This is a genomic window from Kordia sp. E, from assembly GCF_056033805.1.
On the sequence record NZ_JBRASR010000002.1, the window covers coordinates 677289 to 696642 of the forward strand.

Sequence of the window (19354 nt, forward strand, 5' to 3'; positions counted from 1 at the left end):
AAAGGTTTCTAGCTCTCGAATTATTTACTATTGAAGTATTTAGAACCAAAATCCAAAACTAAAGAATAGTTGATCTTTTTTGACATCTGGTGTCCAAGAGTATTTTATTTGTACTGGTCCAAAGAAAGTTTCTAAACCATATCCTACACCATATCCATTAAAATCTGGTTTACTAAACCATTCTCCTGAATCAAATATATTGTCACCTACATTTGCGTAGTTAGCCGTAATATTAAAGTGATGTTTTTCAAAAAATTTATAATCTAACGTCACACTACCTTTTACAAAGCTATCTCCTTCAAAACCTAGAAAATCGTATCCTAAGAATGGAATGTAATTGTTGATATAGTTGTTTCCAAAACCTCCTAAAACATAGTCTAATGAAGATACAGATGTATCTCCAATTTTAAATCCTCCTTCAGAAGTAATGTTAACAGATAAATCGCCAACTATTGGTGTTGCATATCCTATTTTAGCTTTTGCTAACGAGAATAAGTCAAAATCATTGGTGAAGTCTGACGAATAGAGATACCAATGAAAATCTCCTGAAAAGAACAATCCATCTGATGGAAAGTATTTGTTATTATACGTATCTAGTTTTAAGAATCCGAATGTACTTAGGAAGTCACTTTTTTCAAATATCGTTTTGTCTTGACCAGATGGACTTATCGTTTCAGAAGTAACTTTTAAACGTTTGTGTTCTGCTCCAATTCCAAATACAAATTCTTCTCGTAAAACCGTTTGTATGTAAAGTTGATTCGTAAAATCGGATACTTCAATGTCAATCCTGTTTAATTCTGGATTTGTAGTATCATCACTTATTAAATCATAATTTACGCCTTTTTCAAACTTATTGAATCGAGATTTTACTCCAATACTCCAATAGTATCCTTTATCAATATAGTACTCAAAATTGTATCGAATGTTGTCACCAATGATAAAATCGAGCGAAGCTACATCATTATTGAAGAGTATGTTTTTCTTAGTTACATTGATTAACCCTGCCGTTTTGTAGACATCGTCATAGTGTGCTGCTAATCGTAAAAAAGTAGTACTTGGCGCTTCACGTAAGTTGAGAATTATATCTTCCGTTCCATCTTCATTTTTCCATGTTTTGTAACGAATTCCCGTAAAGTTTCCAGTGGCTGCTAGGTTACTGATTCCTTCTGTAAATTTTTTGAACGAGATTTTACTTGGTGTTCTGAAACGCAGTTTTCCACGCACATACGATCGTGTGTATTTATCATTTCCACGCAAGTGAACATAGTTAATATTGATAGAATCTTGTATAGAAACTCGTGCTCTTTTTGGCTTTCGCTGTTGTTTTGCGGCAATTTCTTGTAATGCTTTTTGGTTTGCTCTTCCTGCTTCTTCTCCACTTTTAATGAGTTCGCTTCCTTTGTCAAAAGATATGACTGTAAAACCTTCAATGTTTGGACGAATGTAAACATCTGTTTTTTTGCTTTTCGTCTTCATGTCATTAATTGTACGAAAGTTGTTTATTTGAGATAGAATACCTGTCGCAGATTTTAATTTTTCGCGTCCTGCCAAACCAGCTTGCACATCAACACCAATAATGATATCTGGATTTTTTGCTTTAATCTCGTCAATCGGATAGTTATTTGTGACGCCACCATCAATTAGCAATCGATTACCCATTCTGATAGGTTCAAATAGTGATGGAAACGCACCACTTGCCGTAATTGCATCTGGCAAATATCCTTCGTCTAAAATAACTTGTTCTCCTTTTTCAATGTCTGAAGCAATACACAGAAACGGAATTGGCAGCTTATTGAAATCATTGATATCTTTTACATGTAATAATAGTTGTGCTAGCTTGTTGTATACATTTTGTCCTTTGGAAATAGACGACGGAAAAGAAACCTTAAATTTATCAAACGGCAATGTAATCGCATATCGTTCGGCATCTTCTTTTTCGTAGAATGTTTTTACAGATCTCGGTAATTCATCCTGAATTAAAACATCAAAGTTTGTATTTCGGAAGATAGAATCAATTTGATTTCCAGAATATCCTGAAGCATATAACGAGCCTATGATTGCGCCCATACTTGTTCCTCCAATGTAATCAACACGAATTCCTAAACTGTCAATGATTTTAAGCGTTCCAATATGTGCCAAGCCTTTTGCACCACCGCCACTTAAGACCAAACCTACAGTATAGTCTTGCTTCTTTTTTTCAGTCTGTGCTGAAACAAAAGAGATACTTATTAATAATATGCAGATATAGATCCACTTGTTCATTAGTAGCAACTTATTTTTTATGAAAGTTATCGTATATTTTTTTTGCTCTACTATCGCCAATTACTGCAGCAATTTCTTCACGAGAAGCAGCTGCAATTCGTTTGACAGATTTAAATTTCTTTAGTAATTCTAGTATTGTTTTTTCGCCAATTCCAGCAATGGTTTCCAACTCTGAATTTAACGCAGTATTACTTCTTTTATTTCTATGAAACGTAATTCCAAATCGATGCGCTTCATTTCGTAAGTGTTGTATGATTTTGAGTGATTCGCTTTTTTTATCTAAATATAGTGGAATTGAATCACCTGGGTAATAAATTTCTTCTAAACGCTTTGCAATTCCGATGATTGCTATTTTTCCGCGTAAACCTAACGCATCTAAACTTTTTAACGAGGAAGATAGTTGTCCCTTTCCACCATCAATGACAATTAATTGTGGCAAAGGTTGCTTCTCGTCTAATAATCTTTTGTATCTGCGATACACTACTTCTTCCATAGAAGCAAAATCATCTGGACCAACAACCGTTTTTATATTGAAATGTCTGTATTCTTTTTTACTAGGTTTTCCGTTTTTGAAAACCACACAAGCCGCCACTGGATGTGTCCCTTGAATGTTAGAGTTATCAAAACATTCAATATGTCGTGGTTCTGAAGATAAACGTAAATCTTTTTGCATTTGCATCATTATTCGATTTACATGCTTGTCCGGATCCGTTAGTTTGATTTGCTTGAAACGCTCCATTCTGTGATATTTCGCATTTCGCAGCGATAAGTCTAAGATGTGTTTTTTGTCGCCAAGTTTCGGAATCGTGATTTTAAATTTTTCTCCTAATTCCACTTCAAAAGGAACGTACAATTCTTTAGAGTTCGTTTTGAAACGTTGATGAATTTCCGTGATTGCTAATTCTAGTAAGTCTTTGTCTGTTTCGTCTAGTTTCTTTTTAATTTCCATGGTATGCGAACGCACAATAGAACCTAATGAAAGTTGTAAGTAGTTGATGTAACCAAAACTTTCATCAGTTACAATAGAAAACACATCTACATTGCTGATTTTTGGATTTACAATTGTTGATTTCGCTTGATAGTTTTCTAGAATTTCTATTTTTTCTTTGACTTTTTGTGCATCTTCAAATTCCATAGCAATTGCATGCGCTTTCATTTGTTCTTTGAATTGCTGCAATGAATCTTTGAAGTTTCCTTTTAGAATTTCGCGAATCGCCTTGATTTCTTCATCATAACTGTGAATTGTTTGAAAACCTTCACACGGACCTTTGCAGTTTCCTAAGTGATATTCTAAACAAACTTTGTATTTGCCTGCGTTTATTTTTTCTTGTGATAAATCGTAATTACATGTTCGTAACGGATATAATCCTTTAATTAAATCTAATAGAATGCGAACCGTTTTTACACTTGTATATGGACCAAAGTATTCCGAACCATCTTTGATCATTCTACGGGTTTGAAATACTCTTGGAAAACGTTCATTTTTGATACAAATCCACGGATACGATTTGTCATCTTTTAGTAATACATTATATCGTGGCTGGTATTTTTTGATGAGATTATTTTCTAGCAATAATGCATCAGTTTCTGTTGCCACAACAATATGCTTGATGGAAACAATTTTTTTGACCAACACTTTTGTCTTTCCATAATCATGATTTTTATTGAAATAAGAAGACACTCTTTTTTTTAGATTCTTTGCTTTCCCGACATACAGAATTTTTCCGTCTTTATCATAGTATTGATAAACGCCAGGATTGGTTGGAATCGTTTTGAGTTGTAGTTGGAGTTCTTCGGTCATTAGTTAGTAATGAGTACTGAGGTTTTAGTATTGAGATTGTGTTTTACTGTTTATTTGTTCTTTTCAATAGAATGCTGTTAACAAAGTTAATTGCAATTATTCCAAAAACAAAAGTATATACAAGTTACAATCTTTATTTTTGTGTTAAAATTGTTATTATGTCTAAATCTGCCATACGAAAGAAGTATAAAGCATTGCGAAATGCACTAACTCCACAACAGTTAGATGATTTTAGCTTGGCAATTGCCAATCGATTGTTGCAACTTCCTATTTGGGAGAAACGCTATTATCATTTGTTTCTCACAATTGCCGAACATAAAGAGATTGACACCGAATTTATTTTAAATATCCTTGCGGGAAAAGACAAAGATATTATCCTGTCTCAAAGTAATTTTGAAGATAATTCGTTGACACATTTTCTACTTACAGATAACACCGTTATTAAAAAGAATGCTTACAATATTCCTGAACCTATTGATGGTATTGAAGTTCCTTCTAGTAAGATTGATGTGGTTTTTGTGCCTTTACTAGCATATGATACGAAAGGAAATAGAATTGGTTATGGAAAAGGGTTTTACGATCGTTTTTTAGCCGATTGTAAACCCGATGTTATTAAGGTTGGTTTGTCATTTTTCCCTCCTGAAGAAACTTTGTTTGACGTTGATGCAACTGATATTGGTTTGGATTTTTGTGTAACACCTGAAGAGACTTTTACTTTTGACTCAGTTCAATGACATTATTCTGTCATTCCTGCGTAGGCAGGAATCTATTAGGTTAGTTGTTCTTTCTATCCATAATAAAACAGTTCCATAAGAATCTTTTTAGTAACGTTCATTTTTGTCTTAACACAAAAACGAACCAAAAAAGTCAAGACGATCTATAGGAAATTGCTACGCATCATTCGCTCATTCGCTCATGCTTGAAGCTATACTTCGCAGTTCCACTTTTCGGTTATTTTTTCTTCCCATTTTCGTTTTCTTTGCTTTCCCAAAGAAAAGAAACAAAAGAAAAGGAATTTTTCTGGCAGGTATTTTTAGTTTTCTCGTTGGAAAACTAAAACCGAAAAGTTTCTCCTAAATTTTCTCCAAGGCTTCAAAAATTTTTAACGCAAAAACTTTTCTATACTTCAGAAAAAGGAAAGTTAATTGAGAATCATTTAGATATTAATTAAAAAAAGGCATGTTGATCTAACATTTGATCAATGTATAGGACAAATATTAACACTTGACAACTTTTGTGTTTTTAAAAAAAGACCTAACAGTGAAGATAATTTTAATAAAAAAGCAGATTACGTGGCTTTTGAAATTAGTAGTGAAAATGATTATCACCTTCCATTACAATTACTACTAACTTCTATTTTAAGTGCTTATTATCACAAATCAAGAAGTATAATTAGTAGACCTGGGTTTACCAGTTTTCCAACAAAAAAGAAGCACAAAATAAAGCTTGGTCAAATAGATATAAGAAGACTTAGATAATAAAAAACCTAACTCACCTCAATCGCTTTCTCCTTCTTAGGAAATGCTCTTTTGTTAAAAATAAGCAACAATAAAACTCCAATAGTAATTGCAGAGTCTGCAACGTTAAATACAGGGTCAAAGAAGGTAAATTTATCGCCACCAATCCACGGTAACCATTCTGGCCATGTGGTATTGATCATTGGAAAGTAGAACATATCTACTACATGTCCGTGAAATACAGGTGCATATCCGCCAGCTTCAGGTAAATATGTTGCTACACCGCCACCTTGAGGACTTGCACTGAATATGATTCCATAGAATACAGAATCAATAATGTTTCCGAAAGCGCCAGCAAAGATGAGTGCTATTGCAATGATAAGCACACGTGAAGCCTTTTTCTTTACTTCGTTATGTAACCAATAACCAATTGCAGAAATTGCAAATAATCGAAATAAGGTTAGAAATAGTTTTCCATGACTTCCAGGCAGTTCTACGCCCCAAGCCATTCCTCTGTTTTCTACAAAGAGGATTTTAAACCATCCAAAAACGTCTACGTATTCACCTAAGGCAAAGTTTGTTTTGATGTATATTTTACTGATTTGATCGATAAGTAAGACCAAAACAATGATTCCAATAGCTTTTTTTAATGACATGTGTCGTAAATTTCCGTTTGGTTTTGAAAATTCTAATAATTGGCTAAAATAAGAATATTTTACGCTTTATCAACAGAATATGTAATCTTTCCATTGTCAGATTTTAATTCTATTTTTTTTCCTTTTTCGTAGAAGATTGCATGCTGATTTGTATTTGTTTCTAAGGAAGGCATTTTTTGATTTATGTAATGAATGTTTCCCTTTTTGGTTTGAATTTTAGCTTCACTAATAAAATCAGTTAGTGTAAAGTTTCCAGAGATAAGAATTGCCAAGAATCGCTTATAGCTTCCTTTTACATGAACTTGCGTTCCATCACCTTCTAGCTGTACTTTTAGTTTTTCTGGAATGTAGATGTCCATGGTAACTGAAAAGACTTTGTGCGCGCTTAGTTTGTCGTTTGGAATTTCAAAATCTTCTGCTAATTCACACGAGAGTAGTATTTGTTTATGCTTAGTTGAAGTTATGATATTTAAATCTCGATAATATTCACCTTCCATTTTTGTTTCAATCTTGATGACTTTATCGTTTGTACTGATAATATTGAGTTGAAATATTTTGTCCGTATTGATTCGGATTTCATCTATTTCATGGATAGAAACCGTTTGTTGTGTTACTTTTTGGGCAATACAACATGTTGTTATGAATAAAGTTAATATATATAATGTTTTTTGCATCTAAATAATTACACATTAATAAAAGTGAACTTAATAATCAACTATAGTACTTCTAATTTTCATTTTAGTTCATGTAATTTCTACTTTCTTAAATAAGAATTCATGAATCTTCGATTTCTTTGCTCGCACAAAGAAAACAGAAACAAAAGAAAATGCGTTTTTCCAGAGGTGTTTTTAGTTTTTCTATCGAAAACTAAAACCGCATCTATTTTTCTAATTTTTTTCCAAGGCTTCAAAAATTCTTAACGAAAAATACCTACTATACTTTGGAAAAAGAGAAACTAATCGATAAACAATTTAAAAAGGTATAAACTAAAAAAGCGCTCAATGAGCGCTTTTTTATGATGTAATGCGTTTATTTTTGCATGTTTTTTGCTTCAATACTTAGTGTAGCATGTGGAACTAGTTTAAGACGCTCAGGATTGATTAGCTTACCAGTAACTCTGCAAATTCCGTATGTTTTATTCTCAATACGAATGATTGCATTTTTTAGGTCACGAATAAATTTTTCTTGTCGAATAGCCAATTGCATATTCTTTTCCTTTGACATCGTTACAGAACCTTCTTCAAAAGCTTTGAATGTTGGAGAAGTATCTTCTGTACCATTGTTGTGATCGTTCATATATGAACTTTTTAACAATCCTAAATCTTTATTAGCTTGATCTATTTTTTCTTGAATAATTACTTTGAATTCTTCAAGATGATTGTCTGAGTATCTTATTTTAGTTTCTTCCATGATGTGTTACATTTTTTTAATAAATAATATGGTATTTATGTCATCGAAAGCAATTTCTATTCCATTTTCTAATTGATCTACAAATTCTAATTTTTCTGTAAGCGTTTCTACTTTTATATACGCCAAATTAGCTTCTATAGCATTTACTAAATGTTCATCTTTTTGTAGTGATACATGTATTTTATCTGTGACTTCAAACCCTGAATCTTTACGTAAGTTTTGGATTCTGTTTACAAGTTCTCTTGCAATTCCTTCTTTACGTAATTCTTCATTGATTGTTACATCTAACGCTACAGTTATTCCTCCCGAATTGGCAACTAACCAACCTTCGATATCTTGAGAAGTGATTTCCACTTCTGTTATGTCTAATGTACTGTTTTTTCCGTTAATTATTACGGGGATTTTCCCTGTTTTTTCAATTTCGGCTATTTCTTCTTGTCCAAATTGCATGATTACAGCTGCAGCTGCTTTCATATCTTTCCCAAATTTAGGCCCTAAAACTTTAAAGTTTGGCTTTATTTGCTTTACTAATATTCCTGAAGCATCATCTAGTAATTCAATTTCTTTGACGTTTACTTCAGATTTTATTAATTCGGCTACAGCCAAAATTTCCTCTTTTGTTTGCGCATCCAACACAGGAATCATGATTCGTTGTAATGGTTGACGCACTTTTATCTTTTCTTTAGCTCTTAACGATAATACTAAGGAAGATATTGTTTGCGCATTTTCCATTTTACGTTCTAACGATTTGTCAATGAATGCTTCATCGTATGTTGGAAACTTAGCCAAATGTACACTTTCAAAGTTTTCTGTATTTGTTGCTTTCGTTAAGTCTTTGTAAAGTCTGTCCATATAGAAAGGCGCAATTGGCGCTCCTAATTTGGCAACATTTAGCATACATGTATATAATGTTTGGTATGCAGATATTTTATCAAATTCATAATCACCTTTCCAGAATCTTCTTCTGCTTAGTCGAACAAACCAGTTACTTAAGAGTTCTTGTACAAATTCAGAGATTGCTCTGGCAGCACGCGTTGGTTCGTACTCAGCATAGAATTGATCTACATTTTTGATGAGTGTATGCAATTCTGAAAGTATCCAACGATCGATTTCTGGACGTTCTGTTAGTGGAATCTCTTTTTCGCTGTAGCAGAAATTGTCAATGTTTGCGTATAAACAGAAGAACGAATACGTGTTGTACAACGTTCCAAAGAATTTACGGCGAACTTCTGCAATTCCTTCTAAGTCAAATTTTAAATTGTCCCAAGGATTTGCATTTGATATCATATACCAACGTGTTGCATCAGCTCCATATGTGTCTAATGTTGTAAATGGATCGACTGCATTCCCTAGACGTTTAGACATTTTTTGCCCGTTTTTGTCTAGTACTAAACCATTTGATACTACATTTTTATAGGCTACCGAATCAAATACGATGGAACCTATCGCGTGAAGCGTATAGAACCAACCACGTGTTTGATCTACTCCTTCGGCAATGAAGTTTGCAGGATAGCTTTCGTTGTTGTCTATTTTTTCTTTGTTTTCAAACGGATAATGCCATTGTGCATACGGCATTGAACCAGAATCGAACCAAACATCAATTAAGTCACTTTCGCGCTTCATTGGTTGTCCAGAAGGTGAAACTAACGTGATTTTATCAACAATATGTTTGTGTAAGTCTACTTTATCATAGTTTTCCTCAGACATGTTTCCAGCTTCAAACGAAGCATATACATCTTCTGTTTCCACGCCAGCATCAATTGCTTTTTGGATTTCAGATTTTAATTCGGCTAACGAACCAATCATTAATTCTTCTTTTCCGTCTTCCGTACGCCATATTGGTAAAGGAATTCCCCAGAATCGAGAACGAGATAAGTTCCAATCATTTGCACCAGCAATCCAGTTTCCAAAACGTCCTTCTCCCGTTGATTTTGGTTTCCAGTTGATCGTTTGATTTAAGTCGTACATTCTATCTTTTACATCCGTAATTTTTATAAACCATGAGTCTAATGGATAGTATAGTATTGGTTTGTCCGTACGCCAGCAGTTTGGATAACTATGGACATACTTTTCTACTTTGAATGCTTTGTTTTCTGTTTTTAGCTTGATGGCTAATTCGACATCAACTGATTTTTCAGGCGCTTCACCATCTGCATAGTACTCATTTTTGACATATTTACCTCCAAATTCGCCTAATTCTGGTCTAAATTTCCCTTGTAAATCTACTAAAGGTACAGGATTGTCATTTTCATCTAAGACTAATAATGGCGGAACTTCTGGTATTGCTTCTTTGGCTACTAATGCATCATCTTGTCCGAAAGTAGGCGCCGTGTGTACAATTCCTGTTCCGTCTTCCGTAGTTACGAAATCACCCGAGATAACTCTAAATGCATGTTCAGCATTTTCATATGGCAATGCATACTCTAATAGTTGCTCATATTTGATTCCTACTAAGTCTTTTCCTTTGTGCTCGGTAGTTACTAAGTATGGTATTTTTTTATCGTTTTGTTTGTATGAAGTTAATTCTTCTTCTGTTTCTACGTTTTTGAATTTTTTACCTGCAAATTGCTTTCCAACTAAGTTTTTAGCCAATACTACATTGATTGGTTCAAATGTGTATTGATTGAACGTTTTTACAACTACATAGTCAATTTTTGGTCCAACCGTTAATGCTGTGTTAGATGGTAATGTCCAAGGTGTTGTTGTCCATGCTAAGAAATGTACATCTCCTGCTACGCTTTGTAACGCTTCTGGCAATGTTTCTTTGATCGTTTTAAATTGTGCAACAACTGTTGTATCCGTTACATCTTGATACGTTCCAGGTTGGTTTAATTCATGCGAACTTAATCCTGTCCCTGCTTTTGGCGAGTATGGCTGGATTGTGTATCCTTTGTACATTAATTCTTTGGCATAGATTTGCTTTAGCAACCACCAAACGCTTTCCATATACTTGGATTTGTATGTGATGTATGGCGTTTCCATATCAACCCAGTATCCAGTTCTGCGCGTCATGTTGTTCCAGATATCTGTGTAACGCATTACTGCTTTTTTACACGCTTCATTGTATTCTTCAATGGTGATTTTTTTTCCAATATCTTCTTTCGTGATTTGGAGTTCTTTTTCCACACCAAGTTCTATTGGAAGTCCGTGTGTATCCCAACCTGCCTTACGTTTTACTTGATATCCTTTTTGTGTTTTGTAACGACAGAAAATATCTTTAATCGCTCTGGCTAATACGTGATGAATTCCTGGTAATCCGTTTGCTGATGGTGGTCCTTCGAAAAACACGAACGATTCAGCGCCTTCTCGTGAACTTATACTTTTTTCAAAGATGTTGTTTTCTTCCCAATAGTTAAGTATTTCGTCTGCAACTACCGGTAAGTCTAATCCTTTGTATTCTCTAAATTTATTAGCCATTTTTTCTGCTGTATATTGGATTTGCGAAATTAATGAATTTCATTGAATTGTAATGTGTTAAACAAAAAAAGACCACTTGGTTTTCAAGTGGTCTTTTTTTATGAGTTCGTTTCTGTGTTATTGGACGACTAGTTTTTTACTAATTTTTCCTTTTTCAGAATAGATACTTATAATGTATATACCACTTGCTTTGTCTTTAATTGGAATTCGAATTGTATTTGTATTCATTCCTTCTTTTAACGAAAGTATTCGTTGTCCTAGAATTGAATGCATATCAATACCTTCTAACTGAATATCCGTATTGTTTGTAATTACAACTTCCTTCGTTTCAGTATCTGTATACATTGTGATTCCATTTTGAAGAATTTCATCATTGATACTTAATGTATTTTCTGGCTCAAATACTAATGCATAGCGATCATTTGTTTCACCTGCAGGAAGCGTTACACTAAAGTCACTTGCTCTTAAATCGTGCGTTGTTCCTGTCTGTAGATCTTTTATATAAATTTCTAATTCACTGTCTATGTTTTCTAAGTGATCAATATTGATTGTACCAACACCACCATTTAATGATGTGAATCCTAAAGCAACTTCTCTATCATCATGGAATTTATATATCGATTGAATTACATATTTGTCATTTTCTAAGAACCAATACATATCATCACTTGTAACTCCAATTGATTTTCCTTCTTCACCTCTTCCTACTGCATCACTGGCTCTTTTATCAGATGTGATTAGTAATTGTCTGTGAAATCCTGCTGGATTTGTATATCCAAGACGTATTTTTTGTCTATTATCTTTTGCAAGACCGTATTGTTCATAGATTTCATCCAATGTTGTTGGATCATCTTCTGAAGTATCAGTATTTGTAGTTGTATCTCCATTTTCATTTTCTCCATTTTCTGGATTTGTAAATGCTCCTGGATTTGAAGAATCATCTGTACTTCCGGGTCTCATGAACGTTGAGAATTCAAATGTTGCGATATACTCAGGTAAGAATAAACGTTGTGAGTTTTTAAACTCTACCGTTGTTGTCAATCCATTACCTGCATTACTATCTCCTTGTACAAAGAATCCTTGTCCCACAGGAATAAATCGTTTCGGTGTTTTTGTAGCTGATCCTGCTGCACTAACTGTTGGATGTGACATTCCTGGCACTCCACCACCTATTAAAGCATATGTTCCATATCCACCTTGATAACTTAATAAATCATGTGTTCCTCCGCCCCAATGTTCCCAGAAATATATTGTTCCTTCCATATTAGGGTTATCATTTAAAAATTCATTTGCGTCTAAAGCACTTGGATATGGATTTCCTACTAAGTATAAGTTTGTATCTCCTAAAGGACTTACTGAAATATCTCCATTGTTTGGTTTTCCTCTAAATATATAATTTTGCTCGTCTCTTTCATGTGCCGTATCAGATATACCTTTCATTGTATATCCTTCTCCTGGTGATATCATTCCTGTATTCCTAACAAATTGCCAAGCATCGTAATCTTCATCAGCTCCATTAACATATTTGTATATCCATCGTGTACTTAATGTGATTGGTGGGCCAACTGCTCCGTTTTCATCAGCTGTCCATGTGATTGTAGCTGGAGCGGTAGTTACTGTTCCGTCTAAGAATACATCACCTAATGTATAGTCTTGATTATTTGCTGTTGTATTGATATCACTTACTGGAGATGACCAATAGTTATATGTAAACCTGTTAGCGCTTCCTTGTTGATCTCTTTCGAGATAACCTCCACTAGTAACATCTAATATACTTTTGTCTTGTTGTATAAATTGACTTTCTCCATTTAAATCTATATTACCATTTAATCCTGTATACCAATTATTGTATTGCCCAAATCCTGATCCTGCAGTAAATGCAAAAGGTGAAGGATTTGTTATAGTTGGGTTTGCACCCGCAACAGTTAGTGTTCTTCCTGCATCAACAAGTAATCCTTGTGTATAATACGTTGCATTAGCAGATACATTATGACTTATTCTTACAATAGCCCAATTTTCTCTAACTCCTAAACTTAGAACACCTTGTCCTGGAATATCCCATACGCTTGCATGTTCCCAAGTACTATCGTCTTCCCAGTTTCCGTCTGCTGTTGTAATATATGGCATTGGAGCTGTTTGTGGTTCTACTGAAGCTATGTTTTTCATGAATGCATAGTTGTCATTTGTAGTTTGATCTTCCAAACGATTTCCTTTGATATCAGACATGTTGTAGTAAGCTACTAATGATGACCAAGGGACATTTGCAGATGTCGTTAAGTCTTCTATATCTCTAGGAACAACAAGTCCTCGAATGTTAGCACCATTTTGCATCACTTCTTGATGTATCATTTGTCGCATTTGATCTACGGTAAGCGCTACATCAAATATTTTTACTTCATCTATAGATCCTGCGAAAAAGTTTGAGTTTCCTTCTACACCCATTCGGAAAGGATTAGGGTTTGGCGTTAATGGATCAACACTTCCAAGTCCTAAAAATAATCCATCTAAGTAAAAGTTAGCAAATCCTGTTGATGCATCTACAATTACTGCAAAGTGAACCCAATCTGTTGTCGTATCTGAACCAATTAAAGGGAAACCAATAGTTTGTCCTTCTGTAATTGCTAAAAGATCATTGTCTAAGAAAAATTCAAATTGATCCGTTACTCCTAAAATTCTTCTTTCTGCAACTGTAGATGATTGTCCTGGGTTTCTTACCCATGCCATTACAGTATAATCCGTTAAACCATCTGTAGTAGGTGTTTTGTCTTCTACATAATCATCAATACCATCAAATATTAATGCATTTGAACCTGTTACTTGTTGTGGCTCTGCTAATGTAAAGTATTGACCGTCTGCAAGATTTACTCCTGTAAATGTTAATACACCTCCAACATTGGTTCCTGTAAAGTTTTCGTAGTTGCTGAAACTTGCAGCATCGGCAATATAAAGTTCTAAATCGTCAAGGTTTGCAATTCCACTTCCGCTCATGTCAAATTCCAATTGCACTGTACCAACATCTGATACACTTTCGCGAGCTAGCCATATTTTGTTTAATATTCCTAGCGTTCTTACTGGCAATGTTGTTGTTTGTATTGCTTCTGTAAGCCCGTTGTTACCTGCTATTAAGTAACTTTGGTTAGAAGTAAAACTTCCGCTTTCAACTTCCATTGTTAATACATCTGAAGGACTTACATTTACACTACTTGATCTTGTTTGCATTAGTGCAGAGTTATCATCTCGTGCTACACCGAATACATTGTATCCATATCCTGCATTTACACTTCCATCCCATATTATATTACCACTTGAATCTAAATAATCTTCACTTGTACCTGCATATCCATAAGGAGAAGATGTATTTGTGTTACTATCCCAATTTTCATCGTTAGAACCTAATGTAGTTCCGTATTTTATTGCTAAGTATGATTCTATTTTTTGAATTTCAGTCGCTGTTAATGGTCTGTCATACATGATAACCTCAGCAATGTCTCCATTAAATAGATATCCTGAATCTGTATTATAACCAACATTTCCGAAAGTATCTTCGTTTCTACGTGCTCCAATTAAAACATCTACATTATTGCTTCCGTTGTTTACTCCATTGTTTGCAAATGCAGGATCATTTACACCATTTACGTTAGTTGTTAATCGTAAAAGTGGGTCTGCATTATTCGTTACAACTCCTGTAGTTATTTTAGGTTCATTTAATGCGTAAATCGTTCCAAATCGTTCCGAAGTAAGTGTATTATCTGGTCTTCCTAATGTGTAATGCACTACCCTATCCGTTGTCCCAAGCCAAACTTGGTAGTTTCGCATACTGTTAGTTCCTTTACATATTACCGTTCCGGTACTTCCTCCTCCTGATACAATTACCGTAATAATTGTCATTTCTTCAGTAAGTGGATCTATATCTAATGCCGCAGGGTTTCCTAAACTTAAATATTGAGCTCCTGCAAATCTTAGTATTGGATTAAAGTTTAATCCATCAGTAATTAGTTGTGCATCAGTTACTCCTCCAGAAGTTGCCGTAAAAGCATTTGTAGATTGATCTGTCCAAGTATCAACATCAGTTCCTGTTAATGAAGTTCCTGCATCTGCTTTTAGCCATAATTCCATATCAAGAGATACACTTCCAGGACTTACAAAAGGCAAGGCTCCGTTTCCTTCAACATCAAAAGTAAATGATTGCTCAGCTACATCCGGATCGTTATTTGCAATAATTATTTCAGCCGTGGCAGCTCCTACTACTGTAGGTGAAAAAGTTATTTGAAAGGTTGTTGTTTCTCCAGCTGATAATATTAAATCTGCTGGTTGTGATGCAATTGTAAATGCCGCATTACTTCCAACACCAAAACTTACTGCTGGGTTTGATAGTGTTAAATCAGTCGCCGATGTACCTGTATTTTCAATAGTAAATGTTTTGGTAATCATATCAGAACTAATCGTTCCACTACCAAAATCTGTATCATCAGCAACGGAAGTCGTTGTTGAACCATCTGTAATTTCTGTACCATTTCCACTTACAAAAATATCTGGTGGTGTTACTGGTATAATAATATTTACTGTATAATCTTCTACTTCTCCAAAATTAAATGTTCCACAAGGACCACCTGGTAGCGTACCAGCTGTACCAGAATATTCCATACGTACACGCATGCGGGTATTACCAGCTCCTGCTGTTAGTGGAATTGTAAAATTTCCAGAAACTGTGGCAGTTGTACTGGCTCCATCTACAAATACACGTTCACTAGCTTCAAATGTATTGCTTTGATCATAATCAATCCAAACGGCAATTCCTTCATCGTAAATAGTTCCTGTCCAAAATTTTGTAACAGCAATTGAATTTGATACACCAGCTGTTATATCGAAAGGACCTAATCCAGTTAAATCTGTATATCCAACACCTGGTGAAGAAGTATCAAAATTTAATGATGACCCGTTTAATACAACTTCGCTTATGTATTCATCGGCAACACTATCCCCAGAAGAGGTACACTGTGCTTTTACAAATGCGAAGCATAGCATGAAAGCTATTAATAAGTATGATTTTTTCATGTGATAAGTAATTAAGGCGCAATAAATTTACTTTTTTTACCCTAGATTAACTAATATTTGCTTGAATACAATGAGTCAATTTAGACAAAAACACTTAAATAGTCGATAAATGTATCATTATATTACATTAGTAGTTTTATTTAACAATCCTTTTCTTTAGTGTTTTTTTTTAAAAAGAGCAGTTTAAGCCTAAGATTAAATTCCGACCAGGTGCTGTAATACCCGAAGAATATGATCTGTAGCGCTGATCTGTAATGTTTTCTAGCGAAGCTGTTAGATTAATTTTTTTAGTGATTTCTATGCTTGATCTTGCGTTTAGTGTAAGCCATGAAGGCGCATATGGATTTCCGTTTTCATCTGCTGCATATAAGTACGCTTTACTTCGTTCAGAAGGCGCTAAATTTTCAAATGTTATGGAGCCATTGTAGTTGGTAAATACATCAAATTTTAATTTGTCGCTTTTGTATATGAGATGAAAGTTTCCAAATATTGGAGAAACATGTCGTAATGGAACTTTTGTGCCATCTGACTGCTCTTCTTCACCTCTTGGAATGGTTAGATCGGCAGTTAATTTGATGTTTTTTGTCATTTTAGCTTTGATTCCAAACTCAAATCCATATGAAAATACTTTTGAGGCATTTTGAATGGCTTGCACGTTACTCAATTCTCCATTGTAAACAATTTCTGTTTCACCATTTAAATTGAAATCTTTACGAATTAATGCATCATCCAACAATATGTAAAAAGCGGTAAAACTGAAATCAAATTTATCGCCAACACGTTTTTGAATTCCTATTTCGGCATTGTATGCATATTCGGGCATTAGATTAGGATTTGGTACTACTACAGAACCAGGTTCAGAGTCGAATACTTTCCCTATATCATCAATGTTTGGCGCTCTAAATGCAGTTCCTAAATTTCCTGTTATTTGCCAATTATTTGGCACCCAACTAAATCCTATACTTCCTGTAAAAGCGCCTGTATTTGTAGTTCCTTCCGTAAATGGAAATGGAAAAAATGTAGTGTCAAAATCTGTATCAATAAGTATGTGATTGTATCGCAATCCTGATTGAATTGTAAATTTTGGATTTAATTTGTATTCTGCACTCATGTATGCTGCCATTGATTGCCACGTTGCTCCATCAGGATAACGAGATGGTGCAGCTGTAATTTCGCCAGTCTCTATGTTTCTATCATGTCCATCAGAATGTACTTTGTTGTATACATATTCTAATCCATAGAATACTTTTATCTGAGGATTGAACCGTTTTTCAAAGTCTAAATTTGATGAAATTGCATGTACTGTTTCTTCTGTTGTGTTTAGAATTGCATCTTGAAATAAACGATTGTTTCTACTTTCCTGAAATTGTTGGTACGCATTGGTAAACTTCACATTGTCATAGAATGTATTGTTCCCTTTTTTCTGCGTTTGTAAATTCCCCATAAACCATCTTTGTGGTCCGTAAAACCAATCACCATATCGCAATGTTCCATTTCTGTATTGAATGAGTCTATCGTATCGTGGATAGTCTGATGTTTCTGAGTAATGCAATCCAAGATCAAATTCCCAAATATCATCAGGTACTAGTTTTACTTTTTGTGAAACATTTATTTGATCGTATCCTGTAAATCGCTGAACTAAAGGATCTTCATTTGGAATAACTGTATCTTGTCCGTCAATCTGTGTAACCAATTCAGGTCTTAGATAGACATCTTTTCCGTTTCGTCCCATGCGCAAATCATCAAAGTCAGAATAACTGACACTTGTATGAAATCCCCATTTTTTTATTCCTATATTAAAATCTACATGACCTGTTTTTTCTTTGTTTGCAGATGCATATCGCACGCCTGCATTTCCTGAGAAGATTGTTTTTTCATTCCATGATAATTGTGGTGATTTTGTATAGAAATTCATCACACCACCAATAGCATCACTTCCGTAGATTACTGAACCTGGACCCAAAATCACTTCTGTATTACTAACATTGAAAGGATCAATTGCAATTACATTTTGAATGTTTCCGCCTCTAAATATTGCATTGTTCATTCGTACACCATCAACCGAAAGTAATAATCGATTTGTAGAAAACCCTCTAATCATTGGACTTCCACCACCAAGTTGGCTTTTTTGCACATATATTTTACCACTTTTTTCGAGTAAGTCTGCCGCTGTTTGTGGCGCTGTGTATGCAATATCATTGCTGCTGATACTCACAATTTTTTGAGGCACTTCTTCTTTGTCTTGTTCCCACTTAAATACAGAGATGACAATTTTAGATAATTCTTCAGTGTTTTTTGAAAGATATACCTTGTTTTTGTTTTGAAGAATTTGTGCTTTTGTATAGGTAATTGATTCGTAGGTGATATGTTGAAAAATAATTTTTTCATCCATTCCAAAAGGAGATATATCTATTTTCCCTCTAGCATTGGTAATTCCACCTTTAGATTGGTCTGCATTGTATACACTAACATTAGAAACATTTCTATCATTAGCAATATCTTTTACTTGAATTTCTTGACCAAAAAGAGCTGTAGAAAAAATAAAAGAAATTAGAAACGCAATACCTTTTATTTTATTTGAATACTTCATGTAACACTTCCATTGATTTTGGTTGCCTAAATCCTTGCAAATGTAATTTAAAATATTGAATGAATATCGCAAGAATTTCATTTCTTCTGTAAGAAGACAACATTATAGTGTGTTGTGCATCAAATTTTGTGCCCAACAGCTGTTTGAAGCATGTTAAAGTTTCGCCTGTAACGCATTCATTTAGGGTAATTTCATCAAAGAATTGCCCTTCTAGTAAGTCAAAGTAGTTTTTATGAATGTTTTCTGTTTCTGGATAGAAACCAAAGTACTTGGTTAGCTGCACTAAGAATAACAGGTGAAAGTTGGCTATTTCATCATGAATATCTAACCATTGTAGCGCATTTTCTATGAACTTAAATAGCGCATCATTTTTTTCTTCTTCTTGTATCGAATAGTTTAAAATTTCTGATAGAAATAATACAATTGCACTTTTGTAGATGTTGGTATGAATGGAAGTATATGGATAGACTGATTTTACATCTTTAATATATTCTAAACTCCCTTTGTTTTTATGGTTTGCAACAATTTCCAATTGCATTAACGGTTGAAAGTACGCTATTTTTAGTTTCCCTTTTTTTGATTTGAGAATTCCACGAAGCAAGTAACTTTTTATTCCGTCAGAAGCCGTAAAACATTTTACAATAACACCTGCATCACCATATTTTATGGTTGATATTACAATTGCTTTTGTAGTGACTAGCATAAC

Annotated in this window: 11 protein-coding genes; 2 read left to right on the forward strand and 9 right to left on the reverse strand. The window is 34.1% G+C overall.

Features of this window, described 5'->3' with window-relative positions; translation table 11 throughout:
• Positions 1 to 39: 39 nt before the first annotated feature.
• Complete coding sequence (locus tag ACUUYC_RS06045) at positions 40 to 2262, reverse strand: patatin-like phospholipase family protein (RefSeq protein WP_474264606.1); 2223 nt, start codon at positions 2260 to 2262, stop codon at positions 40 to 42.
• 10 nt (positions 2263 to 2272) lie between these two features.
• Positions 2273 to 4063 carry an excinuclease ABC subunit UvrC gene (gene uvrC / locus ACUUYC_RS06050; RefSeq protein WP_474264608.1) on the reverse strand — a complete coding sequence of 597 codons (1791 nt, stop codon included), beginning with the start codon at positions 4061 to 4063 and terminating at the stop codon, positions 2273 to 2275.
• 158 nt (positions 4064 to 4221) lie between these two features.
• Here uvrC and ACUUYC_RS06055 point away from each other — a divergent pair, with 158 nt between their 5' ends.
• Both ACUUYC_RS06055 and ACUUYC_RS06060 read left to right on the forward strand, forming a co-directional pair.
• On the forward strand, positions 4222 to 4797 hold the full coding sequence (locus tag ACUUYC_RS06055) for a 5-formyltetrahydrofolate cyclo-ligase (RefSeq protein ID WP_474264609.1): 576 nt from the start codon (positions 4222 to 4224) through the stop codon (positions 4795 to 4797).
• Positions 4798 to 5355: 558 nt separating this feature from the next.
• Positions 5356 to 5541, forward strand: coding sequence for a hypothetical protein (locus ACUUYC_RS06060; protein WP_474264611.1), 186 nt, complete (start codon positions 5356 to 5358; stop codon positions 5539 to 5541).
• Between the two features lie 8 nt (positions 5542 to 5549).
• Here the strand turns inward: ACUUYC_RS06060 and ACUUYC_RS06065 are convergent, their stop codons facing one another.
• The 7 genes from ACUUYC_RS06065 to recO form a co-directional block, all read right to left on the reverse strand.
• The gene (locus tag ACUUYC_RS06065; RefSeq protein WP_474264613.1) at positions 5550 to 6176 is read right to left on the reverse strand and encodes a lipoprotein signal peptidase; all 627 of its coding nucleotides are present in this window, start codon (positions 6174 to 6176) and stop codon (positions 5550 to 5552) included.
• 59 nt (positions 6177 to 6235) lie between these two features.
• Complete coding sequence (locus ACUUYC_RS06070; RefSeq protein ID WP_474264615.1) at positions 6236 to 6850, reverse strand: hypothetical protein; 615 nt, start codon at positions 6848 to 6850, stop codon at positions 6236 to 6238.
• 355 nt (positions 6851 to 7205) lie between these two features.
• Positions 7206 to 7586, reverse strand: a complete 381-nt coding sequence (locus tag ACUUYC_RS06075; protein ID WP_474264617.1) for a TraR/DksA family transcriptional regulator — start codon at positions 7584 to 7586, stop codon at positions 7206 to 7208.
• Between the two features lie 6 nt (positions 7587 to 7592).
• On the reverse strand, positions 7593 to 11003 hold the full coding sequence (gene ileS / locus ACUUYC_RS06080; protein WP_474264619.1) for an isoleucine--tRNA ligase: 3411 nt from the start codon (positions 11001 to 11003) through the stop codon (positions 7593 to 7595).
• A 117-nt stretch (positions 11004 to 11120) separates the two neighbouring features.
• Positions 11121 to 16058: a DUF8202 domain-containing protein gene (locus ACUUYC_RS06085; RefSeq protein WP_474264621.1), complete on the reverse strand. Its 4938-nt coding sequence runs from the start codon at positions 16056 to 16058 to the stop codon at positions 11121 to 11123.
• A gap of 169 nt (positions 16059 to 16227) precedes the next feature.
• On the reverse strand, positions 16228 to 18648 hold the full coding sequence (locus tag ACUUYC_RS06090; protein WP_474264623.1) for a TonB-dependent receptor plug domain-containing protein: 2421 nt from the start codon (positions 18646 to 18648) through the stop codon (positions 16228 to 16230).
• Positions 18632 to 19351: a DNA repair protein RecO gene (recO, locus tag ACUUYC_RS06095; protein WP_474264625.1), complete on the reverse strand. Its 720-nt coding sequence runs from the start codon at positions 19349 to 19351 to the stop codon at positions 18632 to 18634. Before recO ends, ACUUYC_RS06090 begins: the two co-directional genes overlap by 17 nt.
• Positions 19352 to 19354: the final 3 nt, after the last annotated feature.

Bases quoted from the DNA above. Each gene is read 5' to 3' on its own strand.
- ACUUYC_RS06065 (WP_474264613.1), bottom strand. From the start codon at position 6,176: ATGTCATTAAAAAAAGCTATTGGAATCATTGTTTTGGTCTTACTTATC.
- ACUUYC_RS06055 (WP_474264609.1), top strand. From the start codon at position 4,222: ATGTCTAAATCTGCCATACGAAAGAAGTATAAAGCATTGCGAAATGCA.
- ACUUYC_RS06045 (WP_474264606.1), bottom strand. From the start codon at position 2,262: ATGAACAAGTGGATCTATATCTGCATATTATTAATAAGTATCTCTTTT.
- ileS (WP_474264619.1), bottom strand. From the start codon at position 11,003: ATGGCTAATAAATTTAGAGAATACAAAGGATTAGACTTACCGGTAGTT.
- ACUUYC_RS06075 (WP_474264617.1), bottom strand. From the start codon at position 7,586: ATGGAAGAAACTAAAATAAGATACTCAGACAATCATCTTGAAGAATTC.
- uvrC (WP_474264608.1), bottom strand. From the start codon at position 4,063: ATGACCGAAGAACTCCAACTACAACTCAAAACGATTCCAACCAATCCT.
- ACUUYC_RS06085 (WP_474264621.1), bottom strand. From the start codon at position 16,058: ATGAAAAAATCATACTTATTAATAGCTTTCATGCTATGCTTCGCATTT.
- ACUUYC_RS06070 (WP_474264615.1), bottom strand. From the start codon at position 6,850: ATGCAAAAAACATTATATATATTAACTTTATTCATAACAACATGTTGT.
- recO (WP_474264625.1), bottom strand. From the start codon at position 19,351: ATGCTAGTCACTACAAAAGCAATTGTAATATCAACCATAAAATATGGT.
- ACUUYC_RS06090 (WP_474264623.1), bottom strand. From the start codon at position 18,648: ATGAAGTATTCAAATAAAATAAAAGGTATTGCGTTTCTAATTTCTTTT.